Here is a 17,171-nt window from a genome sequence, read left to right on the forward strand (position 1 = left end):
CATGGCCGATTTTCTGATCTACGAACAAGATGGCGCCGTTGTCACCTTGACCATGAACCAGCCCGAGCAACGCAATCCGCTGACCGGCAACAGCGCGATACCCGAGTTTCTGGCGGCCATCGAACGCATTCACGATGATCGCAGTGTGCGCTGCGTCATCCTGACTGGCAACGGCCCCTCGTTTTGCGCCGGCGGCAACATCAATGACATGAAGCGCCAGGCTTCACCTAAGGTCAGCGAGATGGAAATCCGCCAGGACTACCGGCGCGGCATCCAGCGCCTGACCTTGGCCCTGTTCAACCTCGAAGTTCCGGTGATAGCCGCGGTCAACGGTCACGCTATCGGCGCCGGGCTCGACCTGGCGTGCATGTGCGATATCCGCATTGCCTCCGAAAGCGCGAAGTTTGCCGAGAGTTTCGTGAAACTGGGCATCATTCCCGGCGACGGCGGGGCCTGGCTTTTGCCGCGCGTCGTGGGCATGTCGCGCGCCGCCGAAATGTCATTCACCGGCGACACCATTGGTGCGCAGCAGGCGCTGGAATGGAACCTGGTGTCTCGCCTGGTGCCTCCCGAGGAACTCATGCCCGCGGCGCGCGCCATGGCGGCGCGCATTGCGGCCAATGCCGCGCACAGCATACGGCTGACCAAGCGGCTGATGCGCGAGGCCATCCACTCCCGCCTGGACAGCGTTCTGGAACTTTCGGCCGTGTTTCAGGCGGTTTGCCACAAGACCCCTGACCACAGCGAGGCGGTCAATGCCTTTCTGGAAAAGCGCGCTCCACAGTTCAGTTGAGGGCTTGCAACATGCTCGAGCCTCAGGCAACGCGCGAAAAGGAGCTGCACCGGCGCAGCATCGACATGCGCAGCTGGAAACGCAGCGACGGGCTTTTCGAGCTGGAGGGCCGCGTCACCGACCGCAAGCCGCATGATTTTGTGCCCTGGCGCGGCGGCGAGAGCGTGGGCGCCGGCCTACCCATTCACGACATGGGAGTGCGGCTGGTATTCGACCTGGCTCTTTGCATTCACCAGGTGCAAACGTTTACCGAGGCCGCCCCCTACCCACAGTGTCCGGAAGGCGGGCGTGCCCTGCAGTCCCTGGTCGGACTGCGCATGACCAGCGGCTGGAGCAAGGAGGTGCGCAGCCGACTGGCAGGAGCAAGCAGCTGCACGCATCTGATGGAGCTGTTGATCCCGATGGCCACGACCGCCTTCCAGTCCCTCAGCGAAGAACATCGGGCCCGGGCCGAACGCGTGGATGCCTTGGGAAAACCGCTTAAAATTGACAGCTGCTATGCGTATGGCGCGGCGCGCGAACTGGTGCGGGTGCACTGGCCGCAGTTCCATCAGCCGCTGCCTGATACCGCCAGCACTGCGGGGAAAACATGATGATCGACCTTGTTCAGTTGCGGACCTTTGTGGCGGTGGCTGAGGAGCAGCACCTCACGCGCGCGGCGGAGCGGCTGCACGTCAGCCAATCCGCGGCAAGCGCCCATGTGCGGGCCATTGAGGACGGCCTGGACATGCAGCTCTTCGAGCGCACCAACCGCAGCCTGCAGCTCACGCGCGCCGGAGAAATGCTATTGCGCCAGGCCAAAACGCTGCTCAATGGTGCGGCGGAATTCACGTCTTTTGCTCGGGATTTACGTGGCAAGACGGAAGGCAATCTCATCATTGGCGCGAGCAGCGACCCTTTGTCCAGCCGCATCGGGGAGGTGGTGTCCGGGCTGCGCTCACAGCACCCCTTGATTACCGTCGACGTTTGCGCACGCGCTTCCGCCGGCACGCGCCAGGCGCTCAAGACCGGGGAGTTCGATATCGGCATGCTGCTGGGACGCCCTATGGACCCCGACCTGACCTATTACCAGCTGACCACCATCCATTTCCTGGTGGCGGGGCCGGTCGCGTGGAAAGACCGGATCGAGAATGCCGACTGGGCGCAGCTCGCTGCCCTGCCCTGGATCACGCCCAGCACCTCCAATCGCGCCTACGCCTACATGCTGGACCGTCTGTTCGGCGAGCGTGGCCTGGAGCTCAACAGCGTGGTGCGCTTCGACAACTCTGCCCTGGGCCGGGCTCTGGTGCAAGCGGGCGTCGGCATGCTGCTGATGCGTGAGGAATACGCCTTGCAAGGCGTTGCGCAGGGGCATCTGGCGCTGTCGCCGATCGCGCGCACCGAGTATCCGCAATTCATTGCCCACCTGGCCGGGCGCGACAGCGACCCGCTGATCAAGGCCTTTGTCGATGCCGCCAGCGAAGTTTGGCCGGACATGAAGCGCAAGCCTTCGGCCGCGAGAAAGTAAGCCGGCCGGCGTGCGGTCGCCCACGGCATTTCGCTTGCGCAGCCGGCGCGAAAAGACCATGGCCTTAGAGCTTGGCAATGCTGACTCGCTCGACCCAAGTGCCCGCGCGCATCAGGGCCGCGAAACGATAGGCTGACCGCCTGCAGCATTTAGGCGCGGGCCGATGCCGCCACTTTAGGCGATAGCTGATGGGAGTGGTTGGACAGCAACAAGAGGCTGTGGATGCCGGAGATGACAGGCAGCGCCTGGAGACAGGGTGACAGTCTCCTTAGCCATCATGGGTTGCGCAGGCATCCAGCCCGGTTGCGGTGGCCGTCCATGGTTTTTTCGCTTCACCATGTCCTGAATTTCAAATGTCCGGGTCGGCCCGGGCGCCCCTATCATTGGCTTGCCGCAGTCGAGCATTCGGGCGGCTTGTAGTCTGGCATGCCCTAAACTGATGTGCTGGCCCGCAACGGGCACGACGAACACCAAAGCCGATGGACAGAGATCAACAAATACAGCGCAAGTCAGTCGTGCCGCCCCAGCGCGCGCCCCGGGCGCGGGCTGCTTCGGAGCCGCAGAACCACCGTACGGTGGATCGCGTGACACAAATCCTGGAAGAGGTTGTCTATCGGCCGGGAATGACCTTTGCCGAACTCGTTCGCGCCCTGGGCGCGGCCAAGAGTTCCGTGCACGGCTTCATCCGTGGATTGCTGGCCAAAGGCTGGCTGTACGAGGACCAGCATCGCTTCTATCTGGGTCCCGCGGTGTATGGACTGACGCTTGCCAGCGGCCATATCCGTGCCGGCTCCGTGACACACCAGGATCTGGTCGCACTGCATGAGGAGACCGGTCTGGCAGTGTTTCTCGGTGTGCAGGCGGGAGATCATCTGATCTACATTGCAGAAGCCGGGAGCGATCCGGTGGCGGGCTTCGAGGCGCGTTCCAACATTCGTCGCACCCTGCTTTCCACTGCCGGTGGCAAGGCACTGCTCGCGGCCAAGTCGGCCTCGGAACGCGAACTCTATCTGCGACGCCGGCCGCGGGAGGAGACGGAGCTGGTCGACACCTTTCTGGCAGAGCTCGAAGGAATCACCCGAGCAAACGTGGCGATGAATCTCAATCCTGCGCGCATGCGCTGCGGCCTGGCAACCACCGTGCGCAACCGTGCCGGCGATGTGGTGGCGTCGATCACCGTGGTCGGGCCCACCGCGGAGATGCAGCCGCGGCTGCCCGAGCTGTCGGCGGCCCTGGTCCGCAATGCCCAGGCCTGGGCCCAGCTATCCACCGTACCACGGGAAGTCATCTGAAGGCTTTGAGCGGGCACGCAGCGCTACGCAACTGAGCCAACTCCCGAAGCGCACACCTGTTGCCTGGGGAAGGCACGCGCGCCACAGGGCCGGCGTTCGCCTTGCCAGCGCCAGCGGCCCGTGCGTGCCTTGGCACGCACGGCCATTCAGAAAGCAGGATGTCGCGTTCTGAATATCGCCATGGACGATATCGGCTTGCGTTGACTATTCTGGGCATCAGACAGGCGAGAGCGGCGGCTGCCACCACCCCGAACAGGCAGTCCGGAAGTATCAACCTGTCTGAATGCGATGCGGCCATCGGCCGACACCGCCCAAAACAAATAGCAGGAGACAGGCTTGAACAAGCGAAAATTTCTTATCGGCGCTGCCGTGACGCTGGCCGCGTCGGCCGTGCATGCGCAACCTTCGGGCGATACGATACGCATCATCATTGCACTCAGTCCGGGAACACCGAGCGACTCGGTAACCCGGGTCGTTGCGGCAGCTATGGCGGAGCACATGAAGCGGCCGGTGATCATCGACAACAAGCCTGGGGCCAATGGCCTGTTGGCGGTGCAGGAGCTGATGCGCGCCAGGCCCGATGGCCATACGCTGATGCTGGGCGGCATATCTCCGGTGGCGTTGAACCCCGCCGTGCTCAAGAACCTGCCTTACGACCCGCGCAAGGACTTCACTCCGATTGGCGGGATGTACAACACCTTCCAGGGATACATGGTCAGCAGCGCGCTGCCGGTCAAGGATTTTCCCGAGTTCATCGCCTATGCCAAAGCCCATCCGGGCAAGGTCTCCGTGGCCGAATACTCCGCGCTGACAAAACTCCAGTTCGCGGCACTGGGCAAGCTGGCCGATATCAAGCTGCTGACCGTACCCTACAAGATCACCACCACGGCCTACACCGATGTCATGGCCGGCACGGTGGACGGCACGCTGGCCGATATTGCGTCCGCGCTGAACTACGCCAAGAGCGGCAAGGTCAAGGTGCTGGCCATCAACCTGCCCGAACGCAACGCCATGGCGCCCGGGCTTGCCACGGCCGCGGAGACCGTGCCCGGGCTGTCCGTTCCGGTCTGGTCCGGCCTCATCGGACCAGCGGGAATGCCCGCCGACGTCGTCATGAAACTCAATGCGGCCTTGAACGCCGTGCTGGCGCAAAAGGAAGTGGTCGCGAAGATCGCCGCCGGTGCCTCGGTGGTCTGGCCGACCACGCCGGAGGAATTTGGCAAGCACATCGACAAGGAAATCACCCGTTGGATCAAGTTGGCACGCGAAGCCGGCATCCAGCCCGAGTAACGCATTGGTAGAGGAACACACCGTTGACCACATCGACCCGTCCCCAGCCAGAGTTCCTGGCAAACCCCGTTCAGCGCCACTTCATTGATGGCCAATGGCGCGCATCGCTCAGCGGAGAAACGATTGAAACCTTCAACCCGGCCACCGGTCTGGCAATCACGCGTCTGGCACGCGGGCGCATCGAGGACGTGGATGCGGCCGTGGCCGCTGCACGCCGTGCATTTCATGGTCCCTGGAGCCGATTCACTCCAGCCGAGAGGCAAAAGCTGCTGGTGAGAGTGCACGACGTCGTTGCCCGTCGTTGGGACGAGCTCGCATTGCTGGAGACCCTGGACATGGGAGCACCGCTGGCGCGCATGCAGAAGATGAAGGAGCGGATGCTCCAGACCATCATGTTCTTCTCCAGCCAGACCATGAATTGCGCCGGCCAGACGGTTCCGAATTCGCATCCCGGCAAGTACACCACCATGATACTGAAGGCCCCGGTCGGGGTGGTCGGCGGCATCATTCCGTGGAACGGTCCGCTGATCAGCCAATGGTGGATTCTTGGCGGCGCATTGGCCACCGGCTGCACCGTGGTGATGAAGCCCGCCGAAGACGCTTCACTCACCGTGCTGAGGATGGCGGAGATCCTCACCGAGGAAGGCGTTCCCGAAGGCGTGATCAATGTGGTGACGGGACTGGGCGGCGAGGCAGGCGCAGCGCTTGCGGCGCATCCCGATGTGGACCGCATCGCCTTCACCGGCTCAACCGTCACAGGACGCGAAATCATCAAGGCTTCGGCCGTCAACATGAAGCGCCTGGCGCTGGAACTGGGAGGCAAGTCGCCGGACATCATCTTCGGCGATGCCGACCTTGACCAGGCCATTCCGGGTGCAGCGATGGGCGTCTTCAACAACAGTGGCCAGACCTGCTATTCCGGGACCCGGGTGTTTGTGGAGCGAAAGATCCAGCACGAGGTGACCGAGCGCCTTGCCGCATTCAGCAACACCCTGAAGGTCGGCGACCCGCTGGATCCCGACGTTGCGCTGGGGCCTATCGTCTCCAAGCGACAGATGGAGCGTGTGCTCGACTATGTCTCCATCGGCAGCGCCGAAGGCGCCCAACTGTGCAGCGGTGGCCAGCGGCTGCAGGGCGCGCTCGCGGGTGGCTATTTCGTACAGCCCACCGTGTTTGGCAACGTCACCAACGATATGCGCATTGCGCGGGAAGAGATCTTCGGCCCGGTCATTTCGGTCATCCCTTTTGATACGCCCGACGAGGCTCTGCGGCTCGCCAACGACACGGAGTACGGTCTGGGCGGCGCTGTGTGGACTGCCAGTCTCAAGACCGCGACCCGCTTCATCCACGGCATTCAGGCAGGACAGGTGTGGGTCAATTGCTACGGCCTGGTCGACCCCGGCGTCGGGTTTGGGGGCTACAAACAAAGCGGCTATGGCTGGAAAGGCGGCACCCAGCATGTGGAAGGCTTTCTTTACCAGAAAGCCGTGACGATCAACGAGAACTGATGAAGAAAGGCTTGACCATGCGCATGATTGCCGCCGTGATGTACGAACAGGGACTGCCTGCCCCCTATGCCCGGAGCCAGCCGCTGAAAATCGAAGAAGTCGAACTTGAAGGGCCTGGCGAAGGGGAGGTCTTGGTGGAGGTGCGCGCTGCCGGACTGTGCCATTCCGACCTGTCTCAGGTGGCCGGTCTGCGCAAGCGCACCGTGCCTGTAGTCATGGGCCATGAAGGCGCGGGCATAGTGCGCGAGGTTGGGCGCGGCGTGACCGCCCTCGCAGCGGGCGACCATGTCGTCATGACCGTGGGATCGGGGTGTGGCCATTGTCGCTTCTGCATCGGCAGGCGACCGGTGCTGTGCGATGCGGTCGGTGCTTCCCGGGCCAAGGGATTGCTGCTCAATGGCAGGCGCACGCTCAGCCGCAGCGGTCTGCCGCTGTTCCACCACAGCGGGGTGTCCTCGTTCGCGCAGTATGCGGTCACCGTGCCAGGCTCGCTGGTGAAGATAGACCACTCCATTCCATTGGGAGTCGCCGCCCTGTTCGGTTGTGCTGTGGTCACCGGCGCAGGCAGTGTGTTCAACGCCGCCCAGGTTCGAGCCGGTCAGCATGTCGCGGTCATTGGTCTCGGCGGGGTCGGACTGTGCTCGGTCATGGCCGCCAAGGTCGCGGGCGCTTCGGAGATCATAGGAATCGACATCAACGACAGCAAGTTCGCGCTGGCGCGGGAGCTTGGATGCACGCGTACCCTCTGCGCCCGTGACCCTGATCTGGTACAGCAGATCAAGGACCTGACAGGCGGCGGCGTCGATTTCGCTTTCGAGATATCCGGCAGCAGGCCCGCGATGGCGACCGCCATTGCAATTACCTGCAAGGGAGGTGAGGTGATCGGTATCGGCATGGGCTCTTCGAGCGAACTCTACGAGTATGCGCATACCAGTTTGGTTGCCGAAGAGAAGGTGTTTCGCGGCTCGCTCATGGGCAGCTGTGTGCCTGAACGCGATATCCCGCAGTATCTGGAATTCTTCCGCCAGGGAAGGCTGCCGGTGGACAAACTCATGAGCGGCACCATGGGCTTCGATGATCTCAACCTGAGTCTCGATCGGCTGGATCAGGGGGCTGTGCTGCGTCAGCTGCTGCTGCCCCACGGCTGAGCCCGCCCAAGGCAGGGGGCGCAGGCTGCCCCCCCTCCTGCTGCTTCGCTCAGGTCGGCGCCAAACCCGATTCCTGGGCCCAGCGCTCCCACAGGCGAATCTGTTCCTGGACATAGAGTTGAAGTTGCTCAGGCGTCGATGGCTGGGCAATCATGCCGGCAGAAGCCGCAAACTTTTCCATGGTCGGCTCCGACATCACCTGTGCGAACACCTGATGGAGTTTGCGCGTGATATCGACAGACAAACCTGCTGGCGCGAACATGGCGGACCAGGAGACATACTCGTAGGAAGGCAGGCCCTGCTCGGCGATGGGCGCGACATCTGGAAACAGCGGCACGCGCTGCCTGGACGTCACGCCCAGCGCACGTAACTGGCCGCTCTTGATGAACGGTGCCGCCACTGCGGGGTCGTTCATGATGAAGTCGATACGGCCCGCCAGCAGGTCGGTAGTGGCCGGCGCTGCTCCGGGATAGTTCACTGCCGTGGCGTCAATGCCAGCCTGCGTTGTGAGCAACTTTGCCGCGACCAGCATTCCCGAATTGCCTGTGGCGTAGTTCAGCTTGCCAGGCCTTTGTCTGGCATAGCGCACGAATTCCTGCACGCTGCGCACGGGCAGCTCGGCGGGCACGACAAGCATCAGTGGGTTGAGGCTTATCTGGCTGATGGGTGTGAAGTCCTTGACCGGGTCGTAGCCCATACCCTTTAAGGTGTGTACATTTGCGGCATGGGAGGAGTTGCCCCCCATGATCAGCGTGTAGCCATCGCTGGGCGCTTTGGCGACGAGGCGCGCGGCAATGGCGCCTTGTGCGCCGGCCTTGTTCTCCACGATGAGAGGCTGGCCCAGCAGCTTGCCAGCCGCCTCGTTGAGTTTCCTCAACAGTGTGTCCGCCGCGGCGCCGGCGGTGAAGGGAGCAACCACCCGTATCGGCCGGTTGGGGTAAGCGCTCTGGGCCAGGGACTGCGCCAGTGGCGCGGCCGCGGCCCCGGCAACTAACATCGATCTGCGAGTGACATTCATTGGCTTGTCTCCTTTTTAGTGCTTTTGGAATCTGCGGACTCCCAATCCGGCATTCACGCCGGTAAAAGCCCACATGGACCTGTACGCTGCCATGCGGCTTTACTGATGAGAGAACAGCTTGGCACCGGCAGCAAAGCCGCCTGCCCTGAAAATCATGGCGCCGCCTCCACCCACCTCATCTCTCGAGACGATGAACAGTTCATGGCAGTCGGGCGCCAAGGCGAGGCTGGTGCAGCGGAGAAATTGATTTCTTTCGCGGCCCGGCAGCAATATCTGGCCAATCGGAATGCCGTAGGGGCTGAACACCAGCACTCGCCCTTGCCGGTTCATGGCGACATACACATTGCCCTCGCAGTCGGTGCGCATGGAGTCCGGTCCTGGTCCGGTGAAGCGGTAAGGCACGGAAGTGCCGGTATGCGCAACCATGGCTGCAGCGCTGAGCTCGATACGATGCAGCTTGCAGGCACTGAACTCGGTGGCCCATAGCACCCTCTCGTCGGGACTGAGCGCGATGCCATTTGCACCACACATCTCCGACAGCACGGGCTTGATCTCCTTGCCGGTGGCAGCGAGGTAGTAGACGCCGCCGATGGACTGGGTAGAAGAACCGCGAAAGTCGGTGAAGTAGAAGCCTCCCTGACGATCGAAGACCAGGTCATTGGTGACAAAGCCCGCAGCCGGCCCCACCAGCGTCTGCCTTGCACTGCCGTCCGGCGCAATCGCGAAGATCGTGCCGGCATCGAACTGTCCCGCGCCGTTTCGCGGGCCCACGGCAGCAACGAATACTCGGCCGTCCTGGTGCACGGCGACGCCGGAGAAGTTCTGTCCCGGTTCCGCGTAGACCGTTTCCAGCTGAAGCTTCGTCGTTAGACGCAGTACCCGGCTGGCATAGATGTCGACAAATAGAAGGTTGCCCTGGCGGTCAAACGCCGGACCTTCCAACGGCACTGCAGCATCCGCGACCTTGAAGTACGGCTCTGCCAACACCGTGGGTATGTCCTGCTCGGAAGGTGGAATCGGCGCCCATCCGCGGGTGGCGCTGGTGTGGCCAAGCGTGCTCATGATCGTGCCGTGGCAGCCACTGCTTCAAGCAGTTCGCTCTTCGTCTATCAGTCCACGCCGGCGCAAGACCTCCTCTGCAGCCTTGAATGCCTCGCCCGCGGCGGGCAGCCCGCAGTAGACCGCGGTCTGCAGGAGAATCTCGCGCAGCTCAATGACGGTGAGCCCGTTGTTGAGGGCTCCGTCGATATGGTGGCGCAACTGAACGGGGCGATTCAAGGCGGTCAGCATGGCGATGTTGAGAATCGAGCGCAGCTTGCGATCGATCCCTTCGCGTGCCCAGATCCGGCCAAAGCACACCTCTTCGGAATAGGCGTTGAGCACGGCGCTGAAGGCGTTGGCCTTTTTGTCCTTGCCTTCCACATAGCCCTCGCCCATGAGTTCGTTCATGATCTGGCGGCCAACTTCCTTGGGACTGGCTTGCATTGTCTTGTCCTTTTTCAAATCACCTGGAAATGGATCAAAAGCTCTCTTGGCCACAGCGCAAGCCTTGGTGTCGCTGCGCTGGGCTCTCACGGCTTGAAGCGCGTGAGCGGCATACCTAGAAGTTATGGCGCAGTCCCAGATCCAGACCGCGTGCGCTGCGATTCGGCGCTGTCGTCGCACCGCTGAAGGCGAAACTGGCACCACCGCGGTTGCGAACGGATGCAACCGTGGCATAAAGCGCGGTTCGCTTGGACAGGTTGTAGACTGCGCCAAGCGCCAGCTTTTTACCCTCCGGCTCTCCCGGCAGGTTGGATTGGATCGTCGAGTAGCTAGCCCGCAGTTGCACCGGGCCCACGGGCGCGGTGACACCGGCCATCCAGCCTTCCTGCCGCAGCAGGCCCTGCTGATCCCGGTTCAGGTTGAACGAGACGCGCGCCACACCAAAGTCATAGGCTGTGGCGACGACGCGGTAGATGGCATCCCCCGCGGCGTAATTCGTCTTCAGCAGCGCGGCGGCCGCACTGAACGGCCCGTTGTCGTAGCTCAGACGCGCACCACTGCCGGTGCCATCCTGGGAAGTGGCCGTGCCACCGGGGTTTTCACCGCGCCAATGCTGCGCATTCAGGCTTAAGCCGCCGAGCACCGTAGGTGACAGGTACGCCACCGAGTTCGATGCGCGCAGCTGATTCGGGTTGATGCCTCCCGAATAGTTCAGTGCCAGACCCACACCCAATGCAAATGGGTCGAACTTGCTGGTGTACATCACATAGGTGGGCGACCAATCCCTGCCCAGATGCAACACCCCCCACGCGCCACCCAGGCCGACAATGGAGCGGCGGTTGAAAGTCAGCCCTCCAGGTGTTGTATTTCCGCTGGGTTGGTTGTTCGTATTGGTGGACTGGCCCATGCCGCTGTCCGCAGCCAGCCCTGCCTCCAGCCAAAACAGCGCGTACATGCCGCCTCCCAGGTCCTCGTGCCCACGCAAGAGCAGCTTGCTGGTTGCATTGCCTCCGCTCATCATCTGCGTACGGCTTGTCAAAGAGCCAGAAGAACGGTTGAGACCGGCATCCACGGTACCCGTGAGAGTGACGGACGACTGGGCTTGTGCGAATGCAGCGGCGCCTGCCATGGCCAACAGCAGTGGCATTTTTTTCATGAGTTGTTGTCTCCGTTATTTATTGCTAGAACTATCAGCATGTGCAACGGTGCCGCGTTCCGGGCCGCTGCGGGGCAATCTCTGCCTATCCATCGGCCTGTGTCCTGCTTGCACCGAAATGCCTTGTGCTCAATCACCTGATCGGATCAATTGCACTGGAGCAAGCGCAAACAGCGTGTGGTCTGTTGCGCTGAATGCAGTCTAGAAATGGGGGGATGGCCAGTCCATCGCGATTTTGTGGACGCGAGTTGCGGCTTTTGCGTTTGAGCGGCCTGAGTCCCACAGTTTTTTTGCTGGCTTCAACTCTTGAGATGATGAAGCGATTAACAAGTCCAACAAGTTCTTTTTGGAAGTCCGTGAACGCGCAGTGCGGCTGATGTCGGCGCGCCGCGCGGAATTCCCCTCGCCGTGGGCAGGCGTGGAATCGAGTGCGCCCAAGATCGGCTGCGTGCCGTAAACGCTGCTGGACTGGTTCTAGCGCGCAAAGGGTGACGCCGGGATGCAAGGTATTGCAGGTCGCCCGATCGGGATATTGGCGCCATGCGGGGCTGCAGAGACGACATCCTCACCCAATTCGCCTGTTGAGCGCCCCAGCGCCTACATAGGCGCCGAGCACCTGCAGACGAATTGGAATCTCTGAATCGAGTGCACCGCTGCCATTTTTTCCTCTTCGACTGCGAGAGAGAAATTCATATCAGATAAGCCGGGTCATGGCTGCAGGCCATTTGCCTTGATCTGCTGGACTTAGGCGCAGGCGTCGAACAGGAAATCATAGGCCCTGGCTTTGCAACGGCAACGGCAAAGACACAGGGGTCGCCGAAGTGATCGCCCGGAACGCGGGCTTGGCGAACAGGTATCCCTGCATCAGGGTCACACCTTCGTACAGGAAGAAGTCGCGTTCTTCGGCGGTTTCCACACCTTCCGCGATGACTTGGACGCCCAATTCCTGGCAGATGCGTACCATGCCGCGCGCAATCGCCTGGCGTGACTTGCTGGTGTCCACTGCGCGCACCAGCGCCATGTCGAGCTTGATGAGGTCCGGCGTGAAGTCGGCCAGCAGTGTGAGGCCGGCATACCCTGCGCCGAAATCGTCGATGGCGGTCAGGAAGCCTTGGCGTTTGTACTCCCGAAGAATGGTCGCGAGCCAGGGACCGTCTTCGATCCGCTCGCCTTCGGTGACCTCGAAAATTATGCGATCAATGGGAAAGCTGTGCACGCGCGCAGCTTCCAGCGTCGTCCTGATGCAGACTTCCGGTTTGTAGACCGCGTTCGGCAGGAAGTTGATCGACAGCCGCTCCTGCATCCCGAGCTGCGCGGCGGTCTTGATGGCCTTCACGCGGCAAGCCTGGTCGAAGCGGTAGCGATTTTGCTCTGTCACCTGCGACAGTACCGACAGCGCGCCTTCACCCGCAGGTCCGCGCACCAGGGCTTCGTGCGCATAGCTGCTACGGGCCACCACGTCGACGATGGGCTGGTAGGCATATTCGAACGGGATACCGAGCCGCTCGGCCGTGCCGCAGGAGCCGCATCCGTTCGCCAGGGTGGCATCGATTGGCACAAAGTTGGCTGGAGCCTGATGCATCGTGAACATGAAAATCCTTGGAGCTTACCTTTGATATCGGCCGCTGTGGCCGCGGATTGAGGCCAGTGTGCGGCCCGCAGCCGCGCACAGTTCAAACTTCGTCGTTCATTTCGCGTTGGCGTGAGCCGCCTTCCCCCATAATCAAAGCACTAGCTTCATTTTGTTGCAATCGCAACTTCATCGCACGATCACGCTAGCCGTACTCGGCTACGACCGCTGCTGGCCGCAGGCTCTGCGAGCTTGTCTCTGGCCACACCGGCAGACATTTCCCATGAACACTACATCTGAGATTCCCCGTTCCGCTCTGGCGGACGCTGTGCGTGCGGCGGCATTGCTTGCCGCATTGGAGCAGGTACAAGCCGTGATCGAGTTCGACCTTGAGGGCAAGGTGGTGCGGGCCAACAGCCTGTTCCTGGACTTGATGGGTTACTCCGCCGAAGAAGTCGTCGGTCAGCACCACCGAATTTTCTGCCCCTCCGAGGTGACCAACAGCGAAGACTACCGGGCACTTTGGCAAGGACTGATTCAGGGAGGGATGCACGAGGGGATTTTTTTGCGCTCGACCAAGTCGGGCAGGCAGGTCTGGCTGCAGGCTTCATATAGCCCGGTACGTGATACCGAAGGCCGTACGGTAGGGGTGCTCAAGCTGGCGAAGGATGTCACCGCGCATCGGGCCGAGCAGGCGGCCGCTCAAGGCATGGTCGCAGCGATCCATGAAGTGCAGGCGGTGATCGAATTCGATCTCAAAGGGCGCATTCTGGACGCCAATGCGAATTTTCTCGACACCTTCGGGTATGCGAAGGACGAGATTGTGGGCCAGCCCCATAGCATGTTCTGCCGGCCGGAGTTTTTGGGGTCGCGCGAGTATGCGGATTTCTGGGAGCGGCTGGGGCGCGCAGAGTCCGTGTCTGGCCGCTTTCGCCGTGTTGCCAAGGGAAACAAGGATGTCTGGCTTCAGGCCTCCTACAACCCCATATTGGATGCCGCGGGAAAACCGCACAAGGTCGTGAAGTTCGCGGTCGACATCACGCACGACTTGATGTCCGCTTCAGAGACAAAAGGCAAGATCGACGCCATTGATCTTTCGCAGGCGGTCGTCGAGTTCGACATGCAGGGCAACGTGTTGGCCGCCAACCCGAACTTCCTGCGCACCATGGGCTACACCTTGGCGGAAATCCACAAGCAGCACCACAGCATGTTCTGCGAGCCAGGCCTGGCGCAAAGCCAGTCGTACAGGGACTTCTGGGCCGATCTGGGCGAAGGCAAGTTCCAGAGCGCGCGCTATCGACGCATTGGCAAGCACGGCGCGCAGGTTTGGATCCAGGCCACCTACAATCCTATTCTCGATGCCGATGGCCGGGCCTACAAGGTCGTCAAATATGCGGTGGATGTCACCGCCCAGGTGCAGCGCGAGCACGCCGTGGCGCAAAAGGTGCAGGACATTACCGCTGTGCTGCATGCAATGAGTGACTCCATCAAGCGGCTGGCGCGCAGCGCCGGGCGCTCGACGGAGCTCGCTGAGCAGACGCAGCGTGAAGCGGGTGAAGGCAGCCAGCTGGTGCGCCGCTCGCGTGACGCCATCATTGCCATCGAGCGGTCATCGTCCGACATCCACGAGATCGTCGACACCATCAGCGAGATTTCCAGCCAGACCCATTTGCTGGCGTTCAATGCCGCCATCGAAGCCGCACGTGCAGGAGAGCAAGGGGTGGGCTTTTCCGTCGTGGCAGATGAAGTTCGCAAACTGGCTGAAAAGTCGTCGCTGGCGGCGCGCGAAATTGCCAAGCTGATCAACCAGACGGTCAGCCGGGTGTCCGAAGGCAGCCGCCTGTCCGAGGAGGTCGATGCTGCGTTCTCACGCATTCTGGGAGCGGTGGAGAACACCACGCGCTCCATCAGTGAGATCGGGGCTGCGACGAAGGAGCAGGAGCTTTCGACCCAGGATGTCGCCAGGCTGCTCGACGACCTGCAGGGCAGCGGCAGTCCACGCAAAGTGGTGTGACCTGGTTCATGGAGAATGTGACACAGCTTTCCCCCGATGCCCCGGCGAAGATGGCCCGCGCAATGTTTGTTCACGTACATGTGCGTCTGGGCAGTTGCGACATCGCCATTCCCATCCATCAGGTGCGCCGGGCGGTGCCGTATCCGTCGCAAAGCTTGACGGTCTTGCCGCGCCGCGCTGGCGGCCTGCTCGGAGTCGCTGACATTGATGGCACCACGGTGCCCATCGTCGCCCTGGAGCGCTGGCTCCCCCTGGAGCCATGCACCGACTCGTGCGTTGTGCCCAGGCTCATGGTGCTGCAGCATGCAGGAAACTTGCTGGCTGTCAGGGTGGATGCCGTTTTGGGTGTCAACACCGTCGGCCTGGAGGATGTGCGCAAGGTGCACCATCAACCGGATGACGCCGAATTGTTTGAAGCGGTGGTGCCCGCGGGCGCGCATTCCCCGACCTTGTGCATTCTTGAAGTCGCACGCCTCATGTTGCTGAGCAAGGTCTGGTGCACACAGGCGCAACTGGCCCCGGCCAGCGATGCGCTGACCAGCATTGCCGCGCGCCAGGGCCCGCATCCGGGACTCGGAGACCAACGCTACGCGGTGTTCCGTATTGGTTCGGAGCATTGGGCGATACCGGCCATGGCCGTGGAGCGCGTGGTGCCCGTGCCGGCCACCGAACTGGTGCTGGGCCGCCACCAGCGCAGCTGGGCGATCAGCCAGTGGGAGGGGCGCAAGCTTGCGCTGGTCGACATCAGCGAAGGCCGCCAAGCCAGTGATGGCCGTGCTGCGGCCTGGATGGTCCTGCTGAGTCAAGGCCCCCTGCTGCTCGGACTGACAGTATCTGAATGTCTTCAGGTGCTGCATCTCGCACCCGGGTCTATCGTCGACAGCCCCAACGATCCCCTGCTCGCCGGCGTGGCGCTGCTTCCAGAGGGCGGCAAGCTGAAGGTGCTTGACGTGCGGCGGCTGTTTGCCCTCACACCTGAAGCATCGATCAGTCTGCATGTGCCGCAGCGTGACGAGACGTTGGAGGCGGACATCACCGAGCCCTGCCCCTATCTGGTGTTCGATGCAGGTCAACGCTATGCCTCTGCCGTGGATGGCATCTTGGGGGTGGTTGAACTGCCCTCCGAAGCCAAAGACGATTTGCATGCGGGAAAGTCGTCTTTCTTGGCGTGGCGTGGTCGAACGATTCGGCTGGTCAACCTCCCCGCCATGGGCAAGTCCGCGGAACAAGTCAGGCCCATGCTGGCGGTGATTGTCCAGGCGTGCGGACATGCGGATGAACCCATAGGCATCGCCATCCATCGCCTTGCCGACTGGCTGCCCGCCCGCAGCGCGCGTCGCAGCAGCATGCGCATGGGCGCCATGGGAGAGTTCGAACTGATCAACGCCAAAGGTGCCGAGGACCATGCCAATTTGGTGGTGATGGATCTGGCGCAGATGGCTTATATGTTGGCTTGAGCCAGCGCACTCCCCTACTTTCGCTGCATGCAGCATTCTGGAATCGACATGAAACCCGCTCCCATACCTGCCGATGAGACTGATCGTCTCCAGGCTCTGCGCGACTTGATGTTGCTCGACACTTCTCCCGAGGAGCGCTATGACAGGCTGGCTCGTTTTGCGGCTGAACAGCTGGATGTACCGATCGCACTGCTGACGCTGGTGGATGGTCAGCGCCAGTGGTTCAAGTCGCGCGTGGGCCTGGACGTAGCGGAGACTGCCAGGGACATCTCCTTTTGCGGACATGCGATCATGAACTCGGAGATTCTGGTCATCGAGGACGCCCGCAGCGACGCTCGCTTTTCCGACAATCCTCTCGTAGCAGGCGAGCCGCATATCCGCTTCTATGCGGGTGCTCCCCTGAGTGCGCCCAGCGGCCACCGCATTGGCACACTGTGCGTAGTGGACACGGTGCCGCGCAAGCTGGGGGCGATAGAGCTGTCGATATTGGATGCCCTGCGGTGCCTGGCGAACGAGACCCTGGCGGGAAAAGAGGGCGGCGAATGAGCGCCCCGCTGCCGCGGATGCTGTTGACGCAAGCTCAGTTTGTACTGCGGCGTACCGTCGTCATGGTGGCCCGTGACCTGGGCCTGGTGGACTTCGATGAGGCCAGCAATGTAGGGCGCGCCCGCCAGCTGCTGAGCGCTGGAGCCTATGCCGGCCTGGTACTGGATCTTCAGGACAGGTCGCTGGCAATGGAGCTGCTGAGCGATCTCAGACAGGGAAAATTTGCCTGCCCTGCGGATATACCCGTCGTGGTGTTGGCGGCCGATCTACACCCCGAAGACTGCTCACGCCTGGAGACGCTGGGAGTTGCGCGCGTACTGCGCAAACCCGTGCGCATTCGTGACCTGTTGAACGCACTGGAACTGCAAGCGTAAGCGGGCTGGCAAT

16 protein-coding genes and 1 pseudogene are annotated in these 17,171 nt (G+C 62.1%); 12 read left to right on the top strand and 5 right to left on the bottom strand.

Going from position 1 to position 17,171, the window contains the following annotated elements:
* Window position 1: 1 nt before the first annotated feature.
* The 7 genes from ACSVDO_RS26705 (at window position 2) to ACSVDO_RS26735 (ending at window position 7,538) form a co-directional block, all read left to right on the top strand.
* The gene (locus tag ACSVDO_RS26705) at window positions 2-793 is read left to right on the top strand and encodes a crotonase/enoyl-CoA hydratase family protein (RefSeq protein ID WP_489597630.1); all 792 of its coding nucleotides are present in this window, start codon (window positions 2-4) and stop codon (window positions 791-793) included.
* A gap of 11 nt (window positions 794-804) precedes the next feature.
* Entirely contained in the window at window positions 805-1,386 is a 582-nt protein-coding gene (locus ACSVDO_RS26710; RefSeq protein WP_489597631.1) for a DUF2889 domain-containing protein, read from the top strand.
* Window positions 1,383-2,300: a LysR family transcriptional regulator gene (locus ACSVDO_RS26715; protein ID WP_489597632.1), complete on the top strand. Its 918-nt coding sequence runs from the start codon at window positions 1,383-1,385 to the stop codon at window positions 2,298-2,300. Before ACSVDO_RS26710 ends, ACSVDO_RS26715 begins: the two co-directional genes overlap by 4 nt.
* A gap of 479 nt (window positions 2,301-2,779) precedes the next feature.
* Window positions 2,780-3,592, top strand: coding sequence for an IclR family transcriptional regulator (locus ACSVDO_RS26720; protein ID WP_489597633.1), 813 nt, complete (start codon window positions 2,780-2,782; stop codon window positions 3,590-3,592).
* A gap of 336 nt (window positions 3,593-3,928) precedes the next feature.
* Window positions 3,929-4,882 carry a Bug family tripartite tricarboxylate transporter substrate binding protein gene (locus tag ACSVDO_RS26725; protein ID WP_489597634.1) on the top strand — a complete coding sequence of 318 codons (954 nt, stop codon included), beginning with the start codon at window positions 3,929-3,931 and terminating at the stop codon, window positions 4,880-4,882.
* 23 nt (window positions 4,883-4,905) lie between these two features.
* Window positions 4,906-6,390: an aldehyde dehydrogenase family protein gene (locus tag ACSVDO_RS26730; protein WP_489597635.1), complete on the top strand. Its 1,485-nt coding sequence runs from the start codon at window positions 4,906-4,908 to the stop codon at window positions 6,388-6,390.
* A gap of 17 nt (window positions 6,391-6,407) precedes the next feature.
* Window positions 6,408-7,538, top strand: coding sequence for a zinc-binding dehydrogenase (locus tag ACSVDO_RS26735; protein WP_489597636.1), 1,131 nt, complete (start codon window positions 6,408-6,410; stop codon window positions 7,536-7,538).
* Window positions 7,539-7,587: 49 nt separating this feature from the next.
* Here ACSVDO_RS26735 and ACSVDO_RS26740 read toward each other — a convergent pair whose 3' ends face one another.
* From ACSVDO_RS26740 to ACSVDO_RS26755, 4 genes are all read right to left on the bottom strand, one after another.
* Window positions 7,588-8,556, bottom strand: coding sequence for a Bug family tripartite tricarboxylate transporter substrate binding protein (locus ACSVDO_RS26740; RefSeq protein ID WP_489597637.1), 969 nt, complete (start codon window positions 8,554-8,556; stop codon window positions 7,588-7,590).
* Between the two features lie 99 nt (window positions 8,557-8,655).
* Window positions 8,656-9,618 carry an SMP-30/gluconolactonase/LRE family protein gene (locus tag ACSVDO_RS26745; protein ID WP_489597638.1) on the bottom strand — a complete coding sequence of 321 codons (963 nt, stop codon included), beginning with the start codon at window positions 9,616-9,618 and terminating at the stop codon, window positions 8,656-8,658.
* 24 nt (window positions 9,619-9,642) lie between these two features.
* Window positions 9,643-10,041 carry a carboxymuconolactone decarboxylase family protein gene (locus ACSVDO_RS26750; protein ID WP_489597639.1) on the bottom strand — a complete coding sequence of 133 codons (399 nt, stop codon included), beginning with the start codon at window positions 10,039-10,041 and terminating at the stop codon, window positions 9,643-9,645.
* 115 nt (window positions 10,042-10,156) lie between these two features.
* Entirely contained in the window at window positions 10,157-11,197 is a 1,041-nt protein-coding gene (locus ACSVDO_RS26755; RefSeq protein ID WP_489597640.1) for a porin, read from the bottom strand.
* A gap of 322 nt (window positions 11,198-11,519) precedes the next feature.
* Here ACSVDO_RS26755 and ACSVDO_RS26760 point away from each other — a divergent pair.
* A pseudogene (locus tag ACSVDO_RS26760) lies at window positions 11,520-11,651 on the top strand (IS3 family transposase); the annotation flags it as partial.
* 315 nt (window positions 11,652-11,966) lie between these two features.
* Here ACSVDO_RS26760 and ACSVDO_RS26765 read toward each other — a convergent pair.
* Window positions 11,967-12,779 carry an EAL domain-containing protein gene (locus ACSVDO_RS26765; protein WP_489597904.1) on the bottom strand — a complete coding sequence of 271 codons (813 nt, stop codon included), beginning with the start codon at window positions 12,777-12,779 and terminating at the stop codon, window positions 11,967-11,969.
* Window positions 12,780-13,050: 271 nt separating this feature from the next.
* Between ACSVDO_RS26765 and ACSVDO_RS26770 the strand changes: the two genes are divergently transcribed.
* From ACSVDO_RS26770 to ACSVDO_RS26785, 4 genes are read left to right on the top strand one after another with little or no spacing between them, the layout of a single operon-like run.
* Window positions 13,051-14,781 (top strand): methyl-accepting chemotaxis protein, encoded by a 1,731-nt coding sequence (locus ACSVDO_RS26770; RefSeq protein WP_489597641.1) that lies wholly within the window; start codon window positions 13,051-13,053, stop codon window positions 14,779-14,781.
* Window positions 14,778-16,238 carry a chemotaxis protein CheW gene (locus tag ACSVDO_RS26775; RefSeq protein WP_489597642.1) on the top strand — a complete coding sequence of 487 codons (1,461 nt, stop codon included), beginning with the start codon at window positions 14,778-14,780 and terminating at the stop codon, window positions 16,236-16,238. Before ACSVDO_RS26770 ends, ACSVDO_RS26775 begins: the two co-directional genes overlap by 4 nt.
* A 48-nt stretch (window positions 16,239-16,286) precedes the next feature.
* Window positions 16,287-16,784, top strand: a complete 498-nt coding sequence (locus ACSVDO_RS26780) for a GAF domain-containing protein (protein ID WP_489597643.1) — start codon at window positions 16,287-16,289, stop codon at window positions 16,782-16,784.
* Window positions 16,781-17,158 carry a response regulator gene (locus ACSVDO_RS26785; RefSeq protein WP_332537095.1) on the top strand — a complete coding sequence of 126 codons (378 nt, stop codon included), beginning with the start codon at window positions 16,781-16,783 and terminating at the stop codon, window positions 17,156-17,158. The genes ACSVDO_RS26780 and ACSVDO_RS26785 overlap by 4 nt, the downstream gene beginning before the upstream one ends.
* Window positions 17,159-17,171 lie beyond the last annotated feature (13 nt).

The organism is Comamonas sp. DB36 (assembly GCF_057914905.1).

Excerpts from the sequence above, each read along its gene's own strand:
- ACSVDO_RS26765 (WP_489597904.1), bottom strand. The coding sequence starts at position 12,779 with ATGCATCAGGCTCCAGCCAACTTTGTGCCAATCGATGCCACCCTGGCG.
- ACSVDO_RS26735 (WP_489597636.1), top strand. The coding sequence starts at position 6,408 with ATGCGCATGATTGCCGCCGTGATGTACGAACAGGGACTGCCTGCCCCC.
- ACSVDO_RS26750 (WP_489597639.1), bottom strand. The coding sequence starts at position 10,041 with ATGCAAGCCAGTCCCAAGGAAGTTGGCCGCCAGATCATGAACGAACTC.
- ACSVDO_RS26740 (WP_489597637.1), bottom strand. The coding sequence starts at position 8,556 with ATGAATGTCACTCGCAGATCGATGTTAGTTGCCGGGGCCGCGGCCGCG.
- ACSVDO_RS26715 (WP_489597632.1), top strand. The coding sequence starts at position 1,383 with ATGATGATCGACCTTGTTCAGTTGCGGACCTTTGTGGCGGTGGCTGAG.
- ACSVDO_RS26785 (WP_332537095.1), top strand. The coding sequence starts at position 16,781 with ATGAGCGCCCCGCTGCCGCGGATGCTGTTGACGCAAGCTCAGTTTGTA.
- ACSVDO_RS26780 (WP_489597643.1), top strand. The coding sequence starts at position 16,287 with ATGAAACCCGCTCCCATACCTGCCGATGAGACTGATCGTCTCCAGGCT.
- ACSVDO_RS26710 (WP_489597631.1), top strand. The coding sequence starts at position 805 with ATGCTCGAGCCTCAGGCAACGCGCGAAAAGGAGCTGCACCGGCGCAGC.
- ACSVDO_RS26720 (WP_489597633.1), top strand. The coding sequence starts at position 2,780 with ATGGACAGAGATCAACAAATACAGCGCAAGTCAGTCGTGCCGCCCCAG.
- ACSVDO_RS26745 (WP_489597638.1), bottom strand. The coding sequence starts at position 9,618 with ATGAGCACGCTTGGCCACACCAGCGCCACCCGCGGATGGGCGCCGATT.
- ACSVDO_RS26755 (WP_489597640.1), bottom strand. The coding sequence starts at position 11,197 with ATGAAAAAAATGCCACTGCTGTTGGCCATGGCAGGCGCCGCTGCATTC.
- ACSVDO_RS26770 (WP_489597641.1), top strand. The coding sequence starts at position 13,051 with ATGAACACTACATCTGAGATTCCCCGTTCCGCTCTGGCGGACGCTGTG.
- ACSVDO_RS26705 (WP_489597630.1), top strand. The coding sequence starts at position 2 with ATGGCCGATTTTCTGATCTACGAACAAGATGGCGCCGTTGTCACCTTG.